This window comes from Streptococcus sp. HMSC072D07, from assembly GCF_001814835.1.
Taxonomy (GTDB): domain Bacteria; phylum Bacillota; class Bacilli; order Lactobacillales; family Streptococcaceae; genus Streptococcus.
The window spans coordinates 93,165-114,106 of the sequence record NZ_KV818052.1 but is presented as its reverse complement, the minus strand read 5'-3'; the positions used below and the strand labels follow the sequence as shown (position 1 = coordinate 114,106).

Genomic DNA, 20,942 nt, shown 5'->3' with positions numbered 1-20,942 from the left:
AATTTGTCGTTGCAAAGGAAAATCAGCTAGATAAAAAATAAATTTAATGAGACTTGTTAAATAAATTATCTGTGTGAAAGAAGAAAATAAAATAATTACTTGGACTTTGTCTCTTTTCCTGTTTTGAAGGTTCATGAGACTATTTTATCTCCTTAGAAAGGAAAACTTCAAATTGCCCTACAAATTTCTACTCTTCGACCTTGACCACACCTTGCTTGATTTTGATGCTGCTGAGGATGTGGCTTTGACGCAACTTCTAAAGGAAGAAGGAGTTGCGGACATTCAAGCCTATAAAGACTATTATGTTCCTATGAACAAGGCTCTCTGGAAGGAGTTGGAGCAAAAGAAAATCAGTAAACAAGAGCTGGTTAACACGCGCTTTTCTCGTCTATTTGCGCATTTTGGACAGGAAAAAGACGGTAGGTTACTTGCTCAGCGTTACCAATTTTACTTAGCCCAACAGGGACAAACTCTTTCGGGTGCTCATGAACTCTTGGACAGCCTCATCGAACGTGATTATGATTTGTATGCTGCGACAAATGGGATTACTGCCATCCAGACGGGTCGTCTGGCTCAATCAGGTCTGGCTCCCTATTTCAACCAAGTCTTTATCTCTGAGCAGTTGCAAACGCAAAAACCTGATGCACTATTCTATGAAAAAATTGGTCAACAGATTACTGGATTTTATAAAGAAAAGGCCCTGATGATTGGAGATTCTCTAACCGCCGACATTCAAGGTGGCAATAATGCTGGAATTGATACTATCTGGTACAACCCTCATCGCCTTGAAAATCACACACAAGTCCAGCCAACTTATGAAGTCCATTCTTACCAAGACTTGCTGGATTGTTTAGATAAACTGTAAAAAGTGGTTTAGATAGCCACTTTTTGCTATAATAGAGGCAGTAAAAATGAAGGAGTTGGCGATGCAACACTCATCATGGCATGCTTTGATTAAGGAGCAATTACCTGAAGGTTATTTTGGGAAAATCAATCAATTTATGGAACAGGTCTATGCTCAGGGAACTGTTTATCCACCTAAGGAAAAAGTTTTTCAGGCTCTCTTGACTACACCGCTTGAAGAAGTGAAGGTGGTGATTCTAGGGCAAGACCCCTATCACGGGCCAGGTCAAGCGCAGGGTTTGAGTTTTTCTGTACCTGACTCAATCCCAGCTCCGCCGTCCTTGCAAAACATTTTAAAAGAATTGTCAGATGATATCGGCGTTAAGAAATCTCATGATTTGACGTCTTGGGCTGAGCAGGGAGTCTTGCTTCTCAATGCTTGCTTGACGGTTCCTGCTGGGCAGGCCAATGGTCATGCTGGGCAGATATGGGAGCCATTTACAGATGCTGTGATTCGGGTTGTCAATAATCTAGACAGACCTGTAGTCTTTGTACTCTGGGGTGCTTATGCACGCAAGAAGAAGGCCTTGGTTACCAATCCTCACCACTTGGTTATCGAATCAGCCCATCCTAGTCCTTTATCGGTTTATAGAGGATTTTGGGGTTCCAAGCCTTTTTCCAAGGCCAATGCATTCTTAAAAGAGACAGGACAAGTGCCAATCGATTGGTTTAGATAAGGAGAGAATATGCCTCAGTTAGCGACGATTTGCTACATTGATAACGGAAAAGAACTGCTCATGCTCCATCGCAATAAGAAGCCCAACGATGTCCATGAAGGCAAATGGATTGGTGTGGGTGGGAAGCTAGAGCGAGGGGAGACTCCACAGGAATGTGCAGCGCGTGAAATCCTCGAAGAAACAGGGCTCAAAGCCAAGCCAGTTCTAAAAGGTGTTATTACTTTTCCAGAATTTACGCCTGATTTAGACTGGTACACCTATGTTTTTAAGGTAACGGAGTTTGAGGGGGACTTGGTTGACTGCAATGAAGGAACTTTAGAATGGGTTCCCTATGACGAGGTTTTGAGCAAGCCAACTTGGGAGGGTGATCACACTTTTGTTGAGTGGCTTTTAGAAGATAAACCCTTCTTTTCAGCCAAGTTTGTTTATGATGGGGACAAATTATTGGATACCCAAGTGGATTTCTATGAATAAAGGAGAAAGCAGATGCTACTAATCAAAAACGGTCGTGTAATGGATCCTAAGTCTGGTTTGGATCAAGTGTGTGATATTTTAGTCCAAGATGGAAAAATTGTCAAAATTGCCCCTGAAATCAAGGAAGAAGGAGCAGAGCTAATTGATGCTACTGGTCTTGTAGTTGCGCCTGGACTAGTTGATATTCATGTTCATTTCCGTGAACCTGGTCAGACCCACAAGGAGGACATCCATACTGGGGCACTAGCGGCTGCTGCAGGTGGTTTTACAACGGTTGTCATGATGGCTAATACTAGTCCAACCATTTCGGACGTAGAAACTTTGCAAGAAGTTCTTCAGTCAGCTGTCAAGGAAAAAATCAATGTCAAGACAGTTGCGACTATTACCAAGAACTTTAATGGCCAAGACTTGACAGACTTTAAGGCGCTTTTAGAAGCAGGTGCGGTTGGTTTTTCTGATGACGGTATTCCGCTTGAGAGCAGTAAAGTGGTCAAGGAAGCCATGGAAGAAGCTAAAAAACTTAATACTTTTATTAGTCTTCATGAGGAAGATCCAGGTTTGAATGGGATTCTTGGATTTAACGAAAACATCGCTAAGGAACATTTTCATATCTGTGGAGCGACAGGAGTGGCTGAGTACGCTATGATTGCGCGTGATGTTATGATTGCCTATGCAACAAAGGCCCATGTTCACATCCAGCATTTATCTAAAGAAGAAAGTGTCAAGGTAGTGGAATTCGCTCAAGGTTTGGGAGCGCAAGTCACAGCAGAAGTAGCGCCACAGCATTTCTCTAAGACGGAGGCTCTCCTTTTAACTCAAGGTAGCAATGCCAAGATGAATCCGCCGCTTCGTTTGGAGTCAGATCGTCGTGCCGTTATCGAAGGTCTCAAGTCAGGTGTTATCACAGTTATCGCGACAGACCACGCGCCTCACCATGCAGATGAGAAAAATGTTGAAGATATCACCAAAGCGCCATCTGGTATGACCGGTCTGGAAACCTCTCTTTCTCTTGGTTTAACTTATTTGGTGGAAGCTGGTGAGCTAAGCTTGATGGAATTGCTTGAAAAAATGACTGTTAATCCAGCCAAACTTTACAACTTTGAAGCTGGTTACTTGGCTGAGAATGGTCCAGCGGATATCACTATCTTTGATGCTAAGGCTGACCGCCTTGTGGACTCCCACTTTGCTTCAAAAGCAGCTAATTCACCATTTATTGGTGAAACTTTAAAAGGGCAGGTTAAATATACCATCTGCAAGGGACAAATTGTCTACCAAAACTAGATGGGATTCTGCTCTAGAAACTATAAGAATAGAGAGCGTATATGTATCCAACCCATCAATTTAAAGACAAGTTTGTCTTATTTCTTAAGATATTTTTCCCTATTCTGATCTATCAATTTGCCAATTATTCTGCCTCTTTTGTTGATACAACCATGACTGGGCAGTACAATACCATGGACTTGGCGGGGGTGTCAACCGCAACGAGTCTATGGAATCCTTTCTTTACTTTTTTAACAGGGATTGTTTCGGCCATGGTTCCCATCATAGGCCATCATCTGGGACGGGGCAAAAAGGAAGAAGTAGCATCTGATTTTTACCAATTTATCTACTTGGCTTTCGGACTGTCTTTGGTCTTGCTTGGAATGGTAGTATTCTTAGCGCCACCTGTCTTAACCAACATCGGACTAGAAGCTCAAGTGGCGGCAGTTGCAGTTTCCTATCTTTGGTACCTGTCTATTGGAATTATTCCCTTGTTGCTGTTCAGTGTCATTCGCTCTTTGTTGGATTCTCTTGGATTGACCAAGCTATCTATGTACCTCATGCTCCTATTACTTCCGCTCAATAGTGGTTTTAACTATCTCTTGATATATGGAGCTTTCGGTTTCCCTGAGCTTGGTGGCGCAGGAGCAGGACTAGGAACTTCACTAGCCTATTGGGTTTTATTGGGGATTTCTATTCTTGTTTTATTCAAACAAGAAAGGTTAAAAGCGTTACATCTTGAAAAACGCATTCCACTAAATATAGATAAAATCAAGGAAGGTGTTCGATTAGGTCTACCAATCGGGGGAACCGTATTTGCTGAAGTAGCCATTTTCTCCGTGGTTGGACTAATCATGGCTAAGTTTTCATCGCTCATCATTGCCAGTCACCAGTCAGCTATGAATTTTTCGAGTCTCATGTATGCTTTTCCTATGAGTATTTCCTCTGCTATGGCGATTGTTGTGTCTTACGAGGTGGGGGCCAAACGTTTTGAGGATGCAAAAATCTATGCTCGTCTGGGGAGAGTAACCGCCCTTATTTTTGCAGGTCTTACCCTATCTTTTCTCTACATTTTTAGAGATCGTGTAGCAAGTCTATATGGGAATGACTCTCAGTTCATTGAAACAACTGCTGTATTTCTAACCTACAGTCTCTTTTTCCAGCTAGCTGATACCTTTGCGGCTCCGCTCCAAGGAATTTTAAGAGGGTATAAGGACACTATCGTTCCTTTCTATCTTGGCTTAATCGGATATTGGGGAGTAGCGATACCACTAGGATATCTACTAGATCAAGTAACTGACTTAGGGGCATTTGCCTACTGGATTGGGTTAATTGCCAGCTTGATTGTTTCTGGTTGTTTGTATCAATGGCGTCTGAAAACCGTAATGAAAAGATTGAGCTAATTTTTGGAAAATATCCTGAAAAAGCACTTTGTGAAAAAATACTCTAACTAGAGAGAATCCCTGTTTTAACAGGGGTTTATTTTTTTATATTGTGAATTTTTATTAGCCATATACTTTGACAGCGTATACTAAAAAAGGTAAAATAGTAAGGTAAGTACAAAGTTAGAAAGGCAAGATTATGTCAACTTTAGATAAGAATCTTTTGCTAGAGATGTTCCGTAAGATGGAAGAAATCCGTCGCATGGACTTAAAAATCGCTCAGTTAGTGAAAAAGGGGAAAGTTCCCGGTATGACTCACTTTTCTGTCGGAGAGGAAGCTGCTAACGTCGGAGCGATGCTGGCTCTTAATCCAGATGATCTGATTACCTCAAATCACCGTGGACACGGGCAAGCTATTGCTAAGGGGATTGACCTCAACGGAATGATGGCTGAAATCCTCGGGAAATACACTGGAACCTGTAAAGGAAAAGGTGGTTCTATGCACATCGCTGACCTGGATGCTGGGAACCTCGGTGCCAATGGTATCGTTGGTGGTGGTATGGGAATCGCTGTCGGTGCAGCCCTCAGTCAACAAATGCAAAACACTGGAAAAATCGTCGTTTGCTTCTTTGGAGATGGTGCGACCAACGAAGGTGTCTTCCACGAAGCAGTCAACATGGCTTCTATTTGGAACTTGCCAGTTGTTTTCTACTGCATTAACAACGGTTATGGGATCTCTGCGGATATCAAGAAAATGACCAATGTAGAGCATATCCATCAACGTAGTGCGGCATATGGAATTCCTGGAATGTTTATCGAAGATGGGAACAACGTCATCGATGTCTATGAAGGATTTAAGAAAGCTGTAGATCATGTTCGTGGTGGCAATGGCCCAGTCTTGATCGAAAGTGTAACCTATCGCTGGCTTGGCCACTCATCATCTGACCCTGGTAAATATCGTACTCGTGAAGAAGTGGAATTGTGGAAACAAAAAGACCCAATCGAAAACCTTCGCAAATACCTCATTGAAAACAATATTGCAAGTGCAGAAGAATTGGAAGAAATTCAAGCACAAGTCAAGGAAGCAGTAGAAGCTTCTGTTAAATTTGCTGAAGAAAGCCCATTCCCACCACTAGAATCAGCATTTGAAGATATTTACGCAGACTAAGGAGAAAGAGATAAAAATGGAAACAAAAACAATGTCGTTCCGTGACACCATTATCCTTGCTATGTCTGAGGAAATGCGTCGCGATGAAAATGTATTCTTGATGGGAGAAGACGTCGGTGTCTTCGGCGGAGACTTCGGAACTTCTGTTGGAATGCTCGAAGAATTTGGTCCAGAACGTATCCGTGACTGTCCGATTTCTGAAGCTGCTATCTCAGGTGCAGCAGCAGGAGCAGCCATGACAGGACTTCGTCCAATCGTCGATATGACCTTCATGGACTTCTCGGTTATTGCCATGGATAATATCGTCAACCAAGCTGCTAAAACACGCTATATGTTTGGTGGAAAAGGTCAGGTTCCAATGACTGTCCGATGTGCAGCTGGTAACGGAGTTGGTTCTGCAGCTCAGCACTCTCAGTCTCTAGAGTCTTGGTTTACACACATCCCAGGTCTTAAGGTTGTAGCTCCAGGTACGCCTGCTGACATGAAAGGACTGCTCAAGTCTTCTATCCGTGATAACAACCCAGTTATCATTCTTGAATACAAGTCAGAATTTAACCAAAAAGGGGAAGTTCCAGTTGATCCAGACTACACAATCCCACTTGGAGTTGGTGAAATCAAACGCCAAGGTACAGATGTAACAGTCGTTACTTATGGTAAAATGCTTCGTCGTGTGGTTCAAGCTGCTGAAGAATTAGCAGAAGAGGGAATTTCAGTTGAAATTGTGGACCCACGTACCCTCGTTCCGCTTGATAAGGATATCATCATTAACTCAGTGAAGAAGACTGGTAAGGTCGTTCTGGTCAACGACGCCCACAAAACAAGTGGCTATATCGGAGAGATTTCAGCTATTATTTCAGAATCAGAAGCATTTGATTATCTAGATGCACCAATCCGCCGTTGCGCCGGAGAGGATGTGCCAATGCCTTATGCACAAAATCTAGAAAATGCAATGATTCCAACAGTTGAAAGCATCAAAGATGCAATCCGAAAGACTTATAATAAAGAATGATATTACATAAATTAATTTATGTAATATTTTAGAGATTTTTAACTTTAGTAACTTGAAATATGTTTTGTATCCAAGTTGTATGTAAAGTTGCGACAGTTTTTTGACGAATCGATAATATTCGACAAAAAACTTAGTAAGTCTACTAGGTTGGTCGCCTGATAGCGGCAACCGTAGTAACTTGGACACGAAACGTGTCTCAAATTACTTGTAGAGTTGAACACGGGCTAAAAGCTCGGAAAAAAGATAAATCTCCTTGGCTTCATCGAAGCCAGCATTGATTTCCTATTTTTCAGTCGCTTTTGACGCCCTTTGCATCATGTAATTGAATTCGGACGGAGGTCTGTGAAAAAAAGATAGATTTCCTTGTGTTCATCGAACACATCGTCAATCTCCTATTTTTTCATTGCCCTCTTCGTCCTTAATATCTTATATTCGAACACGGGCTAAAAGCTCGGAAAAAAGATAAATCTTCTTGGCTTCATCGAAGCCTGCGTAGATTTCCTATTTTTCAGTCGCTTTTTACGCCCTTAGTATCATAATTAGAATTGGAGAGGTCATGGCTGATGACAAGCTAAGAGCGACTCCTGCGGCTAGAAAGTTAGCGGATGAACTAGGTATCAACCTCTACGACGTTTCTGGCTCAGGTGCAAACGGTCGTGTCCACAAAGAAGACGTGGAAACTTATAAAGACACAAACGTGGTTCGCATTTCGCCACTTGCAAAACGAATTGCCGTCGAACATAACATTGCTTGGCAGGAAATCCAAGGAACAGGTCATCGTGGTAAGATCATGAAGAAGGACGTTTTGGCCTTGCTTCCTGAAAATATCGAAAACGACACCATCAAGTCTCCTGCTCAAATCGAAAAAGTGGAAGAAGTTCCAGACAATATCACTCCTTATGGTGTGATTGAGCGTATTCCAATGACACCAATGCGTAAGGTAATCGCACAACGTATGGTTGAATCTTACCTAACTGCGCCAACTTTCACACTCAACTACGATGTCGATATGTCAGAAATGCTGGTCCTTCGTAAGAAGGTTCTTGATCCGATTATGGAAGCGACTGGTAAGAAGACTACTGTAACAGACCTTCTTTCACTCGCTGTTGTGAAAACCTTAATGAAACACCCTTACATTAATGCTTCATTGACCGAAGATGGCAAGACCATTATCACTCACAACTATGTCAACCTTGCGATGGCAGTTGGGATGGATAACGGATTGATGACACCAGTTGTTTACAATGCTGAAAAAATGAGCTTGTCAGAGTTGGTTGTTGCCTTTAAGGATGTAATTGGTCGTACCTTGGATGGTAAATTGGCTCCAAGCGAACTGCAAAATTCAACCTTCACAATTAGTAACTTGGGAATGTTTGGTGTTCAGTCCTTTGGTCCGATTATTAACCAACCCAACTCAGCAATCCTCGGAGTTAGCTCAACAGTAGAGAAACCTGTTGTTGTCAATGGTGAGATTGTTATTCGTCCTATCATGAGCCTTGGTTTAACTATTGACCACCGTGTTGTAGATGGTATGGCTGGTGCTAAGTTTATGAAAGACTTGAAAGCCTTAATTGAGAACCCAATCTCAATGTTGGTTTAAGTTAGCTATTGTTATTTTAGAGTTTTAGATAAAGGAAGTAAGACATGGCCTTAGAAGTAATTATGCCAAAAGCCGGCGTAGATATGACAGAAGGACAAATTGTCCAATGGAATAAGAAAGTCGGTGAATTTGTAAAAGAAGGAGAAATCCTTTTGGAAATCATGACTGACAAAGTCAGCATGGAACTGGAAGCCGAAGAAGATGGATACTTGATTGCCATCCTTAAAGGAGATGGTGAAACTGTTCCAGTAACTGAAGTTATCGGTTACCTTGGAGAAGAAGGGGAAAACATCCCAACAGCTGGAGCAGCTGCGCCAGAATCAAAACCTGCACCTGCAGCTAGTGTTTCAAACGACGATGGTAAGAGCGATGATGCCTTTGATATCGTTGTGATTGGTGGAGGTCCTGCTGGATATGTAGCAGCCATTAAAGCTGCCCAACTTGGCGGTAAGGTTGCCCTTGTTGAGAAATCAGAACTCGGTGGAACCTGCTTGAACCGTGGCTGTATCCCAACCAAGACCTACCTTCACAACGCTGAAATCATCGAAAACATCGGTCATGCAGCAAACCGTGGTATCGTCATCGAAAATCCAAACTTCACTGTAGATATGGATAAACTCCTTGAAACCAAGTCTAAGGTTGTCAATACTTTAGTTGGCGGAGTTGCGGGTCTTCTTCGTAGCTACGGAGTTACTGTTCATAAAGGAATTGGTACCATCACTAAAGACAAGAATGTCTTGGTAAATGGTTCAGAATTGCTTGAAACCAAGAAAATCATCCTTGCTGGTGGTTCAAAAGTCAGCAAGATTAACGTTCCTGGTATGGAATCATCACTCGTGATGACAAGTGACGACATTCTTGAAATGAACGAAGTTCCAGAAAGCCTTGTTATCATCGGTGGTGGTGTTGTCGGTATCGAACTTGGTCAAGCCTTCATGACATTTGGTTCAAAAGTAACTGTTATTGAAATGATGGACCGTATCGTTCCAGCTATGGATGCTGAAGTTTCTAAGAACCTTCGTTTGATCCTTGAGCGTAAAGGAATGACCATCTTAACAGGTACAAAACTGCAAGAAATCATCGAGGAAAATGGTCAACTTCGTATCAAGGTTGAAGGAAAAGACGATATCATCGCTAGCAAAGCTCTTCTTTCAATCGGTCGTGTGCCAGACCTTGAAGGAATTGGTGATGTTGAGTTTGAATTGGATCGTGGTCGCATCAAGGTCAACGAATACATGGAAACTTCTGTTCCAGGTATCTACGCACCAGGTGATATTAATGGTACTAAGATGTTAGCGCACGCAGCCTTCCGTATGGGTGAAGTTGCCGCTGAAAATGCCCTTAAAGGAAATCATGCTGTTGCCAAATTGAACTTGACTCCTGCAGCCATTTACACTCTTCCTGAAGTAGCAGCAGTAGGTTTAACAGAAGAGCAAGCTCGCGAGAAATACGATGTTGCTATCGGTAAATTCAACTTTGCGGCTAACGGACGTGCCATTGCTTCTGATGCAGCTCAAGGTTTCGTTAAAGTCATTGCAGATAAGAAATACGGTGAAATCCTTGGTGTCCATATCATCGGTCCTGCAGCTGCAGAATTGATCAACGAAGCGTCAAGCATCATCGAAATGGAAATAACTGTCGAAGAAATGCTGAAGACTATCCACGGACACCCAACATACTCTGAAGTGATGTACGAAGCATTTGCGGATGTTCTAGGAATGGCTATCCATTCACCTAAGAAAAAATAAAACGAAGATAGACTAGACTGGAAGATTATTTCCAGTCTCTATCGTATAAAGGGATATCATGAAATATATTATCAATCATTCAAACGACACTGCTTTTAATATCGCCTTGGAAGAATATGCCTTTAAACACTTACTAGATGAGGATCAAATCTTCCTTCTTTGGATTAACAAACCTTCTATCATTGTTGGTCGTCACCAGAACACTATCGAAGAAATCAACCGTGATTTTGTTCGAGAAAATGGTATTGAGGTAGTCCGCCGTATCAGTGGTGGCGGAGCTGTTTACCACGATCTAAACAACCTCAACTACACAATCATCTCAAAAGAAGATGAAAACCGTGCCTTTGACTTCAAGAGTTTTTCAACTCCAGTAATCAATACCTTGGCTCAACTTGGTGTTAAAGCTGAATTCACAGGTCGTAATGACCTTGAGATTGACGGTAAGAAATTCTGTGGAAATGCCCAAGCCTATATCAATGGGCGTATCATGCACCACGGTTGCTTGCTCTTTGACGTTGATTTGTCAGTCCTAGCAAACGCCCTCAAGGTTTCAAAAGATAAATTTGAATCAAAAGGTGTGAAATCCGTCCGTGCCCGTGTTACCAATATTATCAATGAATTACCAGAAAAAATCACAGTTGAAGAATTCCGTGATTTACTATTGGAATACATGAAAAAAGAGTACCCAGAGATGACTGAATACGTTTTTTCTGAGCAAGAATTAGCTGAAATCAACCGCATCAAGGATACTAAGTTTGGAACTTGGGACTGGAACTACGGTAAATCACCTGAATTTAACGTCCGTCGTGGAACAAAATTCACTAGTGGTAAGGTTGAAGTTTTTGCCAACGTCATTGAATCAAAAATCCAAGATATCAAGATCTATGGTGACTTCTTTGGTATCGAGGACGTTGCAGCTGTAGAAGATGTCCTTCGTGGCATGAAATACGAACGCGAAGATGTCCTTAAGGCCTTAGAAACTATTGACATCACACGCTATTTTGCTGGTATCAGCCGTGAAGAAATCGCTGAAGCAGTAGTGGGGTAAGGAAAAAGAATCCATTTATGATGGATTCTTTTATTAGGGTTAAACTTAAGAATCATGCTGATTAGATTATAATAGTGATGAAAAATGAAAGGAGTTATTCATTATGTTAGAAATTCCAGTAGAAAAACTTAACCTATTTGAACAGTTAGACCGCAATGTTGTTGCTTTTTATAGAAATACGGAAATTTCTCAAACTGAAAGTTTAAATATAAGCATCACACAAGAACATTATGATAAGAAATACAAAGAGCTTCAGCCTTTAGGATACCAAGCTGTTCAAATACCTTTAGGAATGGCTTTAGATAATGTAATCCAGCAAGCCTATTTCCAAAATATTATAATTGGCGGTCTTCTGCCCGATGAAATCAATGTAAACAAAGAAGACTTAATGCCTTTGAAAGATATTGTTGATAGTTTTTGTATTATGTATGCTGCAGCAAATAACCGACTGGAAAATAGTAAGGCTTATGAACTTATGAAAGATAAGACAGTGTTCTTTATTGGTAAACTGTTGACTGATGATCTTAAAAATGGTGGCGAAATTTCGTATATGGGAATCGAAAGAGAATCAGCTGATGGAACTTCTTATGAAGCAGTAAAATGTTTTCTAACTAAAGAGAGTGCTGATCAGTACAATGATTCAAAAAAACCTGTAAGCCCAGCAAATCTAGCCTATCTGCAAGCCTTTTGGGATAAACCAGTAATTATAGAGCCACACCGTAACTACTGGATTGAGTTTAAATAACTAAAAAACGAAAGATAAAAGGAATTGATCTTTCGTTTTTTAGTGATAGTCGCTTTACATAATTTATATTATGACTCACTTATAAACTATCTAAAGCATTCTTTTGTTCATCATTGACGATATGGGTATATAGGTCAGTGACTTGTGTACTGGCGTGTCCTAGCTGATGGCTGACCAAAACCTGCGATTTAGTTGCATCATAGAGCCTAGTTGCCAGGGTATGGCGTAGTTTGTGGGGTGTTACACGCACTTTGAAGTCCTCTGAGTACTTAGCAACCATTTTTTCAACACTAGAAGCGTCGATACGATTGGGAACACCTCGATATAAGGTCAGAAAGAGAGCTGTATCCGTCTTTTCCGTCTTATAGCGTTGATTTCGAATGGCGAGATAATTTTCAAGGTAAGACTTGGCAAAGGCTGCGACATTGACAGAATCACGTTTGCCCCCTTTTCGAGTGACATCAATGACCATCATTTTGAGATTAAGGTCTCTTAGATCCAGATTAACAGCTTCAGATAGGCGGACACCAGACGCCAAGAGAAGGGCAATAATGGCTAAATCACGTTCTTTATTTTTATTGAATGACGAGAGAGCACGATTTGAGAGTTGTTGTGGGTACTCTTGGTCAATATAAGTCAGAAAACCTTCTGTTTCATCACCTAGAAAGAGTTTTTGCTTGATGTTTTCAGCTCTGGCAGCAAGTGTTTCTTTCTTTTTCTTGGTTGAAACTTTCTTCATTACATTACGATAGAAATAAGGCTCCCCCTGGTCGTTTTCGACTTCCTCGGTTAGATACTTGTAAAGACTAGATAGTGCTGACAAAGTGCGATTGATTGTTGTCTGAGAGACACCTTGTTTAGTTGTATTAGCATTCAGCAAAGGTCGTTCACGAAGATATAGAATAAAGGACTCCATGTCTTTTTTAGACATATTTTCCAAGACCGATAAAGGAATATCGACCATTTTATCCGCATTTGAGATTCCAGACTCCAAAACCCAGCTGAAAAATCGATCGTATTCCTTGAGGTATTCGTATAAGGTTGTAAAACTGTAGGGCACAGCAAGCTTAGATTGGTAGTATTCCAGAACATACCAGGGCATGATTTGTTTTAGTTTGTCGATTCGCTCTAGTAAAATCTCACGTTTCATGTATTTTCTCCATAATTAAGTCTACTAGTAGTATAGCATAGACTTACATATTTTTCAAGAAAATTATAGTTTTTCGGAAAGATGATATAAGAAACTTAAAACAGAAGTCCAACTTACCCCCAGTTATCCTGAACCCTTTATTAAATTTCATCATACTTGAGCAACATATTCGGAATCTTTTCTTCAAGACTCTTGCGAACTTTACCTTGAATTGCAGTGTCCATTTGGCTGTTTATGCTTGTAATGGTTGATTTGGTTTCTGTAGCAATTTTCTTAGTTGCTTTATTAAAGTTATCTTTTAATTTATTTTTTGCTGTTATCGCTAACTTTGCTTCCGTAATGATTCGGTTTCTTTCCATCATTCGATACATTTGTTTCAGTGCATATTGATATTCTTCATCTGTGTAGTATTCATTCATTGGTGCTTGCATAATCTCTCCTTAGTTTGTGAAATTCTTCGTCTAAATCATTTCTTTTTTTGCGAAACTCGTTATCGAATTTTTCTCTCTCATCTTTGAGTTTAACCCTATAATCTCTGTATACTTGATTCGAAAAGTGTCTCAAATTTTCTATTTCTATAAAATAGTCTCTAACATCATCAGCCGTTGACGAAAATTTTCTCAAAATATGATACATTTTATCAACTTCTTCGGAAATTAGTTTTTCTAAGTTTGCATTTCGTTCGTCTAGATCAAGGGCTTTGTTATCGAGTTTCTTCTTTTCTTGATAATATTGGTCTTCTAGAGCAAATAGTTCCCTTTCTTTCTCTTTTATTTCCTCCCATTTTACATCTTTTCTTTCCATTGTCGAAACTCCTTGGCTAATTGCTTATCTGTTGCTACTGTTTTTTCGATGACTTCCTGTAATTGTTTATCCATATTTTCAAATGCTTGTGCGGAAGCATTCATCTTAGTGGTTGTTTGATTTGTCTCTGTCTGAAACGTATTGATAAACTGTGCTTGAGTGATACCTTGACTAGCAAAAATGGCATCAACCTCATAGGGAGCCAATGCTGTGTAGCTCGTAAAGTCGATTTTTGACCAAATTTCTTGTAATTCCTGATTGGCTTTTTTGGCTAAGGCGCTCACTTCATCAGCTCCAGTTCTTGCTGCTGTAGCCATAGATGATGATAGGATAGAACCTTGAGCTGCATCTAAGTATATTTCCTCAGAACTACTAATACCACCTGATGACCATTTTGATTTCAAGTCCTTGTAATGAGCCATTCCTCGGAGACTGTTGGCATAGGCTCGATAAACGCCACTGATTAAGGGTTTCCCTCCTTTGCCATCTACAAGTTGACCAGTTGCAGGATCAAACTCCCAGTCACCAATTTTATGACTCGAACCATCAAGCCAGTGAATCGTACTAGGCATAGAATTTGTAGTGGTAGTATTATACCATTCTGGATGGTTAAAATCATTCCAACGTACTACATCATCATGTTTTCTACGGTAATCTATAAACATAGAAGGGTTACTTTCAATAAATGCTTTTTCTTCCAGTGTGAGTGCACCGTATTTAAACCAAGCATTAAAGGTGGTTGTAGGGATGTGGTATTTAGCTCCTACCTTCAGCATGTAGGAACCCTGTGAATAACCGGATAGTTGGCTGACTTCGTATCGGGGGTCGTCCATAATCTCTTTTACGAATTGGTCAGCAACCTTATATTGTGGAGATAAATAAGTTTGCCTTGCAATTATGGCACTATTGACGTCGCGTGAGCTGAACATAGTTTTATTCACCGGACTATCAGGATCCGTTCCAGCAGCAATCACGGCTACATTTTTATAATCTGGTTTGCCGTTGACAATAGGTGCAACTGCCAGTCCATCAAATCCTGTTTCAATGTCAGACTTAGTGGCAACAACACGGAATTCTTGACCATCTGAAGTGGTTATAGTGTTGGTTTCTTCAAAATCAGATGAAGAAGGATTCGGATTAGGAGCTTCTGTAACCAAAGGTTTATTATTTCTCTCAGCGTATTCAGAATTGACACTGTATACATTCTTCCCGTGGTTTAATTCATTAAGTTGTTTATCAGTATAATTAAATACCATTACTGCTCCCCTCTTTCTTTGTTAGAGTATGTAACCGTAACTGTATTAGTTGTTATTCCTTTTCTTAGGTTAAGAAAATCTCGCTGTCCATAAGTCATACGACCATTATAATTTTCTTTATCATCTAAGTTATGTGGAATTCCATAGAATATTTTTTCTCCATCTTCAAACAAAATATCAACCTTACAAGACCAGTCGCCAGGAGGGTTCGTATATGTTGGATTGGTAATTTCGATTTCTTCTATCCCTTGATAAGAATTCTTCAAGGCATTTACCAAACTAACTTCATACTCCCTATTCCGACGCTCTTCTTGGGATTTCCCTAACATGCTAAACATAAATATACCTCCTGCTGTGATAATTGCGAGTGACAAAACGATTAGTAATCTTTTGTGATTTTTTTTAGTGCTGGAATTGTTCATTTAAGCTTTTCTCCTTTTCTCTATTCTACTATAATTTAAAGATAAATAACAGTAGAATTCGGTGAGACTTAGTCGCAATAACACGGAATTCTTGACCATCTGAGGTAGTTATGGTGTTGGTTTTTTCTAAATCATCAGGAGATATACTTTCAATGAGATTTGAATTGACATAAGTCCTTCCGTTACGCTTAGCGAATTCAAGATTTATACTAGACACAGCATAATCCCGATTCAACCCGTGCTATTATCTGAATATGTAACAAATACTTTTAAGTCGGTCACTCCTTTGTAATTGTTAGGGAATTGCCTTTTCTCATTGGTCAATGATCCTTGATAATTCTTTTTATCATGGAGTCCATGGCCTATCCTATACTTAGTTTTTCTTTCATCATTAAATTTGATTTCTACATCACAAGACCATGAACCTGGAGGGTTTGTGTAGTTTGGATTGGAAATCTTAATCTCCTCAATCCCTTCATAGGAATTTTTTAAAGCGTTGACCAAGCTGACTTCGTACTCTCTATTCCGACGTTCTTCTTGAGACTTCCCTAACATACTAAACATAAAAACACCTCCTGTTGTGATAGTTACGAGTAGTAAAACTATGAATAATGGTTTATAGCTTTTTCTTAATCTGTCTTTACTCATTATCATTTCCTCTTTATCTCAGCATATTCAGAATTTACACTATAAACATTTTTTCCGTCATTTAATTCATTGAGTTGTTTATCAGTATAAGTGTATACCATTAATATTCTCCTTCTGAACCATCTGAATAAATAATTTTTGTGAGTTTACTAGTCTTACCCAAGTGACTATTTAAAAATTCTCGGTCCTCTTTTCCATTCTCTCTTTCTAAGGATACATCAGAAATACGTTTATCATTTTTTGAATAATTAATTTTATATTTTATGCTTCTCTCATTAAAAAATAGTTCAACTACGCAAGTCCAGCTTCCTGGCGGATTTGTGTAGTTTGCATTAGAAAATCTAATTTCTTCAACACCCTCATAACTATCTTTTAAAGTTTCAACCAAACTAACTTCATACTCTCTATTTCGACGTTCTTCTTGAGATTTCCCTAATATACTAAACATAAAAACACCTCCTGCTGTAATGGCTACGAGTAACAAAACGATTAGTATCCTTTTATGGCTTTTTTTATTGCTGGAATTATTCATTTAAGCTTTTCCTCTTTTTCTACTTGAAAACTCTTCATTTACCATATAAATAGCAAAATCTTGGGTTAAATTATTCAACTGATTATCAGTATAATTAAATACCATTATTGCTCTCCTGTTTCACCATTTGAATATCGTACTAATATTGTAGATTCTGTTTTACCAATGTGTTTTTGAAGTATCGACCATTGTTGATCAATTTCTTCATTAGTATTCCCTTTCATAAGACCATCATGGTTTTCTTTATAGGTTAATCTGTGATTAATTCCATAAGTAATAGTTTGACTATCATTGAACTGTACTGAAATATCACAAGACCACGAACCCGGTTTGTCATTATTGTAAGGATCCATAATCTTAATCTCCTTAATCCCTTGGTAGGAATTCTTTAACGCATTAACCAGACTTACTTCATATTCTCTATTTCGACGCTCTTCTTGAGACTTCCCTAACAACCTAAACATAAAAATAGCTCCTGCTGTGATGGCTACGAGTAACAAAACGATTAGTAGTCTTATATATCTTTTTTTATTGCTGGAAATATTCATTTAAGCTTTTCTCCTTTTTCTCCTTGAAGACTTTTCGTTCACACTATAAACAGCATAATCTTGGTTTAAATTATTCATCAGTATAATGGAAATTCATCATAGTTCTCCTTGCTCGCTATCAGAATAAGTAATTCTCACTGACTTTAAAGTTTTCCCTCTATGAGTTTCTAAATACTGCCAATCTTCGTTTGTTTCTTGACGGCCACCATAATTGATTTTATAGTTTAAATGATGATTAATCTCATATGAAAGAGTTCTTTCATCATTAAATTTAATTTCGATATCACAAGACCACGAACCTGGTGGGGTTGTATAATCAGGATTGGAAATCTTAATCTCCTCAATCCCTTCATAGGAATTCTTTAACGCATTCACCAAACTAACTTCATACTCTCTATTTCGACGTTCTTCTTGAGACTTCCCTAACAACCTAAACATAAAAACACCTCCTAATGTGATGAATACGAATAGTAAAACTATGAATAATGGTTTATAGCTTTTTCTTAATCTGTCTTTACTCATTATCATTCCCTCTTTTTCTCAGCAAATTCCGCATTGACACTATATACATTCTTTCCATGCTTTAATTCATTAAGTTGTTTATCAGTATAACTAAATGCCATTATTGCTCTCCTTCGTCATTATTAGAATAAGTTACCCTAATTTTCGAAGCAGTTTTACCCTTGTTTTCATTTAAAAATTGTCGATCTTTTACTCTATTTTCCCATTCCAATGAAGTATCTGTTATTTCTTCAGTGTCTAGAGAATATCCAATACCATACTTAATTTTTACTTCATGTTTAAATTTGATTTCTACATCACAAGACCACGAACCAGGAGGGCTTGTGTATTCTGGATTGGAAATTTTAATCTCTTCAATCCCTTGGTAGGAATTCTTTAAGGCATTAACCAAACTTACTTCATACTCTCTATTCCGATGTTCTTCTTGCGATTTTCCTAACAAACTAAACATAAAAATAGCTCCTGCTGTGATGGTTGCGAGTAACAAAATGATTAGTATTCTTGTATGACTTTTTTTAATTCCAGAATTATTCATTTATGCTTTTCTCCTTTTTCTTATTATACAATATTCTAATCATTCTTTACAAAGTAGGGGGTAAAAATCATACTATATACTGAAAATTAGATTTCTAATTCTTAAAAAACCAAATCTTTTTTGATTTGGTTTTGAAGGTTTATATTTAATTTTATTTATACCGATTATACTCATCTTTTTTATGTACTACCATATAGCAGGATACCAAGATGACGAAGATTTTAAGCAGGAAGGTTTCGGATCGATCAGTATCTATGGTTATCTGAGACAAGACATTAATGATCGAATGTGTCATAACGCAAATCCAGAGATTCTTTGTTTTGATATAAAGAGCTGAGAGTATGAAAGAATTCGTCAGCAATCCAAATAAAAACGGTAGAGTTTGCAGAGTTGCTAGGGAGCCATCAATGTAAAAGAACAACAGATGCCAAATCGCCCAGCTGAAAAAGGTTAGAATTGCTGAGTAAAAATATGGCAACTTTTCTTGTAAAATTGGTTGAAAGACATATCGCCATCCAATCTCTTCTATACCGCCAAAGACAATAAATTTGAAGAACATCAAAAATGGGAGATACCAGCTAAATTCTATCATTTTCCCACCAAACATTAGAAAAGAAAAATCAAGGACAATAAGGAAAAAAGATAATAAATAGTGTTTATAACTGGTATGAATGTTAAAAAAATCGTTTACAATCTTCTTAAAATGAATATGAAAATAGTGATTTGCAACAATAATTCCCCAAAGAGCTGAAGAAATCCCACCTAGAAAGATTCCTAAAATAGTTAATAGATTGGAATGAATAGAAAAAAGATTCAAGAGAAAGAAAAGGAGACAAACTGATGCTATTTGACTAAATGTGCCTAGCAAATATACTGCAATTGCCTTATTTCTTTTCATTGAGAATCCTTTCAATAATATTTTACGTAAAATAAATTATGTAAAAAAAGCTTATAACAACAAATCTTTGACTTTTCCAATTTCACTTTTTGGAATCACCAGGTGAATCATATCACCCAGATACATTCTAGTTGAGCCGTTAACTGTTTGGCTCTTGCCATTATGGACTTGGGTGGTAATGAGTACGTTATGTGGCAAGTTGAGCTCGTGAACCTGTTTTCCAGCGATTTTGTCAGACACAGGGATTTCTATGAGGGTGACTTCTCCCTCGTCTGTTGCTTCTTCTGGTAGCATTTTTTCCAGCATGGCCTCATAGACTGGTGCCCCCTTGAGTAGATCCATGACGATGTAGGCGACTAAGGTCACTAAGCCAAGTGGCATGAGGTTGCGAATATCTCCGACCATCTCGGTTACGAGTATCATAGCGGTTAAGGGAGCCTTGGATATTGCCCCAAAGTAGCCACTCATTCCTAAAATAACAAATATAGGAAATTGCTCCTGACTGACAAGCCCAAGATTGACACAAATGACACCGACTAGGGCACCAAGTAAGGAACCAAGCGCCAGAATGGGAAGGAAAATCCCTCCTGGAAGGCCACTTCCATAACTAATCATGCTCCAAACAAAGCGAATCAAAAAGTAAGCTAATAAAACTTGGAAACTAAAATCTTGCTCAGTCAAAGGAAGAACGACCTGGTTTCCACCACCAAGAATTTGAGGTAAGAAAATTCCGACTGGTATGATAAGGATAAAAGCTAGGATCGGATAATAAGCTCTATCCAAATGGATTTTTTGACCAAGCCATTCATAAATTTGACCAACATTGAGTACAGCTTTCTCATAGAGAAAACCAGAAAGCCCGAGAAAAACTCCCATAAGGAGGTATATCCAATACCGGTCTAGGGTCATGAGAGGAATGTTGTCTGGCATATCCAGTACGGGTGTTAGACCAAATATGAGTAATGAGACAAAGTTTGCTACGAGACTGGCTGCTAGAGTTGAGACCCAGAAAAAGCGGGAAAAATGATGATAGACTTCTTCTACAACAAAGAGGAGGCCTGCAATCGGTGCATTAAAGGCAGCGGCTAAGCCTGCAGCAGCTCCACTGGCAATCAGGGAACGTTCTTCAACTGGACTAGATTTTAGCCACTTGGCAATACCTTTACCACCAACTGCTCCAAGTTGAATACTTGGCCCTTCTCGACCTAGCATAAGGCCACTGGCAATAGCAAGAATCCCTAATACATATTTCTTCCAGAGGACACTCCACCAATTAAGAGTCATCAGTCCCTTTAGTTCGGCTTCGACTTGAGGAATTCCTGAACCCTTGATATCTTTTTCTGACCGAGTTAGTTTCGCACTGAGCCAGCAAACGAATACATAAAATAGGCCAATGATAAAAAGATTGCGCACTAGGTGCGCTTGATCTTGATAAAGTCCTTGTATCAGGTGGAAACCCTTTTCGATTAAGAAACGAAAGGATCCGACGATTAGCCCGACGACGAGACCAACAATGACTCCTCGCCCAACTTGGGATAATATGGTGCTTGAGGCAAAGGCAAATTCTTTCTTGGAACTAAGTGTTTCTGACTGTTCCTCCATAATCATTTCCT

Annotated in this window: 23 protein-coding genes; 11 read left to right on the top strand and 12 right to left on the bottom strand. The window is 39.2% G+C overall.

Annotated elements, in window-relative coordinates:
* The first annotated feature begins 172 nt into the window (after positions 1–172).
* From HMPREF2991_RS03945 to HMPREF2991_RS03895, 11 genes are all read left to right on the top strand, one after another.
* Complete coding sequence (locus HMPREF2991_RS03945; protein ID WP_001146400.1) at positions 173–865, top strand: pyrimidine 5'-nucleotidase PynA; 693 nt, start codon at positions 173–175, stop codon at positions 863–865.
* A gap of 61 nt (positions 866–926) precedes the next feature.
* The gene (locus HMPREF2991_RS03940; protein WP_001164853.1) at positions 927–1,580 is read left to right on the top strand and encodes a uracil-DNA glycosylase; all 654 of its coding nucleotides are present in this window, start codon (positions 927–929) and stop codon (positions 1,578–1,580) included.
* 9 nt (positions 1,581–1,589) lie between these two features.
* Complete coding sequence (locus HMPREF2991_RS03935) at positions 1,590–2,054, top strand: NUDIX hydrolase (protein WP_070567399.1); 465 nt, start codon at positions 1,590–1,592, stop codon at positions 2,052–2,054.
* Positions 2,055–2,066: 12 nt separating this feature from the next.
* On the top strand, positions 2,067–3,335 hold the full coding sequence (locus HMPREF2991_RS03930) for a dihydroorotase (RefSeq protein WP_070567397.1): 1,269 nt from the start codon (positions 2,067–2,069) through the stop codon (positions 3,333–3,335).
* Between the two features lie 41 nt (positions 3,336–3,376).
* Complete coding sequence (locus HMPREF2991_RS03925; protein ID WP_000283627.1) at positions 3,377–4,717, top strand: MATE family efflux transporter; 1,341 nt, start codon at positions 3,377–3,379, stop codon at positions 4,715–4,717.
* A 178-nt stretch (positions 4,718–4,895) separates the two neighbouring features.
* Entirely contained in the window at positions 4,896–5,864 is a 969-nt protein-coding gene (locus HMPREF2991_RS03920) for a thiamine pyrophosphate-dependent dehydrogenase E1 component subunit alpha (RefSeq protein WP_000105373.1), read from the top strand.
* 16 nt (positions 5,865–5,880) lie between these two features.
* Positions 5,881–6,873 carry an alpha-ketoacid dehydrogenase subunit beta gene (locus tag HMPREF2991_RS03915; RefSeq protein WP_000448706.1) on the top strand — a complete coding sequence of 331 codons (993 nt, stop codon included), beginning with the start codon at positions 5,881–5,883 and terminating at the stop codon, positions 6,871–6,873.
* A 556-nt stretch (positions 6,874–7,429) separates the two neighbouring features.
* Entirely contained in the window at positions 7,430–8,473 is a 1,044-nt protein-coding gene (locus HMPREF2991_RS03910; protein ID WP_070683573.1) for a dihydrolipoamide acetyltransferase, read from the top strand.
* 44 nt (positions 8,474–8,517) lie between these two features.
* Positions 8,518–10,221 carry a dihydrolipoyl dehydrogenase gene (gene lpdA / locus HMPREF2991_RS03905; RefSeq protein WP_070567393.1) on the top strand — a complete coding sequence of 568 codons (1,704 nt, stop codon included), beginning with the start codon at positions 8,518–8,520 and terminating at the stop codon, positions 10,219–10,221.
* 58 nt (positions 10,222–10,279) lie between these two features.
* Positions 10,280–11,269 (top strand): lipoate--protein ligase, encoded by a 990-nt coding sequence (locus HMPREF2991_RS03900; protein WP_070567392.1) that lies wholly within the window; start codon positions 10,280–10,282, stop codon positions 11,267–11,269.
* Positions 11,270–11,372: 103 nt separating this feature from the next.
* The gene (locus tag HMPREF2991_RS03895) at positions 11,373–12,014 is read left to right on the top strand and encodes a hypothetical protein (RefSeq protein ID WP_070567390.1); all 642 of its coding nucleotides are present in this window, start codon (positions 11,373–11,375) and stop codon (positions 12,012–12,014) included.
* 79 nt (positions 12,015–12,093) lie between these two features.
* Here HMPREF2991_RS03895 and xerS read toward each other — a convergent pair whose 3' ends face one another.
* From xerS to HMPREF2991_RS03835, 12 genes are all read right to left on the bottom strand, one after another.
* Entirely contained in the window at positions 12,094–13,164 is a 1,071-nt protein-coding gene (gene xerS, locus HMPREF2991_RS03890; protein ID WP_000817865.1) for a tyrosine recombinase XerS, read from the bottom strand.
* A gap of 140 nt (positions 13,165–13,304) precedes the next feature.
* Positions 13,305–13,595: a hypothetical protein gene (locus HMPREF2991_RS03885; RefSeq protein WP_070567388.1), complete on the bottom strand. Its 291-nt coding sequence runs from the start codon at positions 13,593–13,595 to the stop codon at positions 13,305–13,307.
* The gene (locus HMPREF2991_RS03880) at positions 13,576–13,968 is read right to left on the bottom strand and encodes a hypothetical protein (protein ID WP_070567386.1); all 393 of its coding nucleotides are present in this window, start codon (positions 13,966–13,968) and stop codon (positions 13,576–13,578) included. Before HMPREF2991_RS03880 ends, HMPREF2991_RS03885 begins: the two co-directional genes overlap by 20 nt.
* Positions 13,950–15,224, bottom strand: coding sequence for a hypothetical protein (locus HMPREF2991_RS03875; protein ID WP_070567384.1), 1,275 nt, complete (start codon positions 15,222–15,224; stop codon positions 13,950–13,952). Before HMPREF2991_RS03875 ends, HMPREF2991_RS03880 begins: the two co-directional genes overlap by 19 nt.
* Positions 15,224–15,646 (bottom strand): hypothetical protein, encoded by a 423-nt coding sequence (locus HMPREF2991_RS03870; protein WP_070567382.1) that lies wholly within the window; start codon positions 15,644–15,646, stop codon positions 15,224–15,226. Before HMPREF2991_RS03870 ends, HMPREF2991_RS03875 begins: the two co-directional genes overlap by 1 nt.
* A 231-nt stretch (positions 15,647–15,877) precedes the next feature.
* Positions 15,878–16,300 carry a hypothetical protein gene (locus tag HMPREF2991_RS03865; protein ID WP_083303859.1) on the bottom strand — a complete coding sequence of 141 codons (423 nt, stop codon included), beginning with the start codon at positions 16,298–16,300 and terminating at the stop codon, positions 15,878–15,880.
* Between the two features lie 94 nt (positions 16,301–16,394).
* The gene (locus HMPREF2991_RS03860; protein ID WP_070567379.1) at positions 16,395–16,826 is read right to left on the bottom strand and encodes a hypothetical protein; all 432 of its coding nucleotides are present in this window, start codon (positions 16,824–16,826) and stop codon (positions 16,395–16,397) included.
* A 104-nt stretch (positions 16,827–16,930) separates the two neighbouring features.
* Complete coding sequence (locus HMPREF2991_RS03855) at positions 16,931–17,374, bottom strand: hypothetical protein (RefSeq protein ID WP_070567377.1); 444 nt, start codon at positions 17,372–17,374, stop codon at positions 16,931–16,933.
* A 96-nt stretch (positions 17,375–17,470) separates the two neighbouring features.
* Positions 17,471–17,896: a hypothetical protein gene (locus HMPREF2991_RS03850; protein WP_025172943.1), complete on the bottom strand. Its 426-nt coding sequence runs from the start codon at positions 17,894–17,896 to the stop codon at positions 17,471–17,473.
* Positions 17,897–17,996: 100 nt separating this feature from the next.
* Positions 17,997–18,431: a hypothetical protein gene (locus HMPREF2991_RS03845; protein WP_001065608.1), complete on the bottom strand. Its 435-nt coding sequence runs from the start codon at positions 18,429–18,431 to the stop codon at positions 17,997–17,999.
* A gap of 151 nt (positions 18,432–18,582) precedes the next feature.
* On the bottom strand, positions 18,583–19,329 hold the full coding sequence (locus tag HMPREF2991_RS03840; protein WP_070567375.1) for a CPBP family intramembrane glutamic endopeptidase: 747 nt from the start codon (positions 19,327–19,329) through the stop codon (positions 18,583–18,585).
* A 51-nt stretch (positions 19,330–19,380) separates the two neighbouring features.
* Positions 19,381–20,931: a ClC family H(+)/Cl(-) exchange transporter gene (locus HMPREF2991_RS03835; RefSeq protein WP_070567373.1), complete on the bottom strand. Its 1,551-nt coding sequence runs from the start codon at positions 20,929–20,931 to the stop codon at positions 19,381–19,383.
* Between the last annotated feature and the right edge of the window lie 11 nt (positions 20,932–20,942).

What these genes read in the sequence shown, in the direction of transcription:
- xerS (WP_000817865.1), bottom strand. Translation starts at nt 13,164, where the DNA reads ATGAAACGTGAGATTTTACTAGAGCGAATCGACAAACTAAAACAAATC.
- HMPREF2991_RS03910 (WP_070683573.1), top strand. Translation starts at nt 7,430, where the DNA reads ATGGCTGATGACAAGCTAAGAGCGACTCCTGCGGCTAGAAAGTTAGCG.
- HMPREF2991_RS03840 (WP_070567375.1), bottom strand. Translation starts at nt 19,329, where the DNA reads ATGAAAAGAAATAAGGCAATTGCAGTATATTTGCTAGGCACATTTAGT.
- HMPREF2991_RS03920 (WP_000105373.1), top strand. Translation starts at nt 4,896, where the DNA reads ATGTCAACTTTAGATAAGAATCTTTTGCTAGAGATGTTCCGTAAGATG.
- HMPREF2991_RS03860 (WP_070567379.1), bottom strand. Translation starts at nt 16,826, where the DNA reads ATGAATAATTCCAGCAATAAAAAAAGCCATAAAAGGATACTAATCGTT.
- HMPREF2991_RS03835 (WP_070567373.1), bottom strand. Translation starts at nt 20,931, where the DNA reads ATGGAGGAACAGTCAGAAACACTTAGTTCCAAGAAAGAATTTGCCTTT.
- HMPREF2991_RS03875 (WP_070567384.1), bottom strand. Translation starts at nt 15,224, where the DNA reads ATGGTATTTAATTATACTGATAAACAACTTAATGAATTAAACCACGGG.
- HMPREF2991_RS03865 (WP_083303859.1), bottom strand. Translation starts at nt 16,300, where the DNA reads ATGATAATGAGTAAAGACAGATTAAGAAAAAGCTATAAACCATTATTC.
- HMPREF2991_RS03935 (WP_070567399.1), top strand. Translation starts at nt 1,590, where the DNA reads ATGCCTCAGTTAGCGACGATTTGCTACATTGATAACGGAAAAGAACTG.
- HMPREF2991_RS03850 (WP_025172943.1), bottom strand. Translation starts at nt 17,896, where the DNA reads ATGAGTAAAGACAGATTAAGAAAAAGCTATAAACCATTATTCATAGTT.
- HMPREF2991_RS03940 (WP_001164853.1), top strand. Translation starts at nt 927, where the DNA reads ATGCAACACTCATCATGGCATGCTTTGATTAAGGAGCAATTACCTGAA.
- HMPREF2991_RS03900 (WP_070567392.1), top strand. Translation starts at nt 10,280, where the DNA reads ATGAAATATATTATCAATCATTCAAACGACACTGCTTTTAATATCGCC.
- lpdA (WP_070567393.1), top strand. Translation starts at nt 8,518, where the DNA reads ATGGCCTTAGAAGTAATTATGCCAAAAGCCGGCGTAGATATGACAGAA.
- HMPREF2991_RS03915 (WP_000448706.1), top strand. Translation starts at nt 5,881, where the DNA reads ATGGAAACAAAAACAATGTCGTTCCGTGACACCATTATCCTTGCTATG.
- HMPREF2991_RS03855 (WP_070567377.1), bottom strand. Translation starts at nt 17,374, where the DNA reads ATGAATATTTCCAGCAATAAAAAAAGATATATAAGACTACTAATCGTT.
- HMPREF2991_RS03885 (WP_070567388.1), bottom strand. Translation starts at nt 13,595, where the DNA reads ATGCAAGCACCAATGAATGAATACTACACAGATGAAGAATATCAATAT.
- HMPREF2991_RS03870 (WP_070567382.1), bottom strand. Translation starts at nt 15,646, where the DNA reads ATGAACAATTCCAGCACTAAAAAAAATCACAAAAGATTACTAATCGTT.
- HMPREF2991_RS03925 (WP_000283627.1), top strand. Translation starts at nt 3,377, where the DNA reads ATGTATCCAACCCATCAATTTAAAGACAAGTTTGTCTTATTTCTTAAG.
- HMPREF2991_RS03845 (WP_001065608.1), bottom strand. Translation starts at nt 18,431, where the DNA reads ATGAATAATTCTGGAATTAAAAAAAGTCATACAAGAATACTAATCATT.
- HMPREF2991_RS03930 (WP_070567397.1), top strand. Translation starts at nt 2,067, where the DNA reads ATGCTACTAATCAAAAACGGTCGTGTAATGGATCCTAAGTCTGGTTTG.
- HMPREF2991_RS03895 (WP_070567390.1), top strand. Translation starts at nt 11,373, where the DNA reads ATGTTAGAAATTCCAGTAGAAAAACTTAACCTATTTGAACAGTTAGAC.
- HMPREF2991_RS03880 (WP_070567386.1), bottom strand. Translation starts at nt 13,968, where the DNA reads ATGGAAAGAAAAGATGTAAAATGGGAGGAAATAAAAGAGAAAGAAAGG.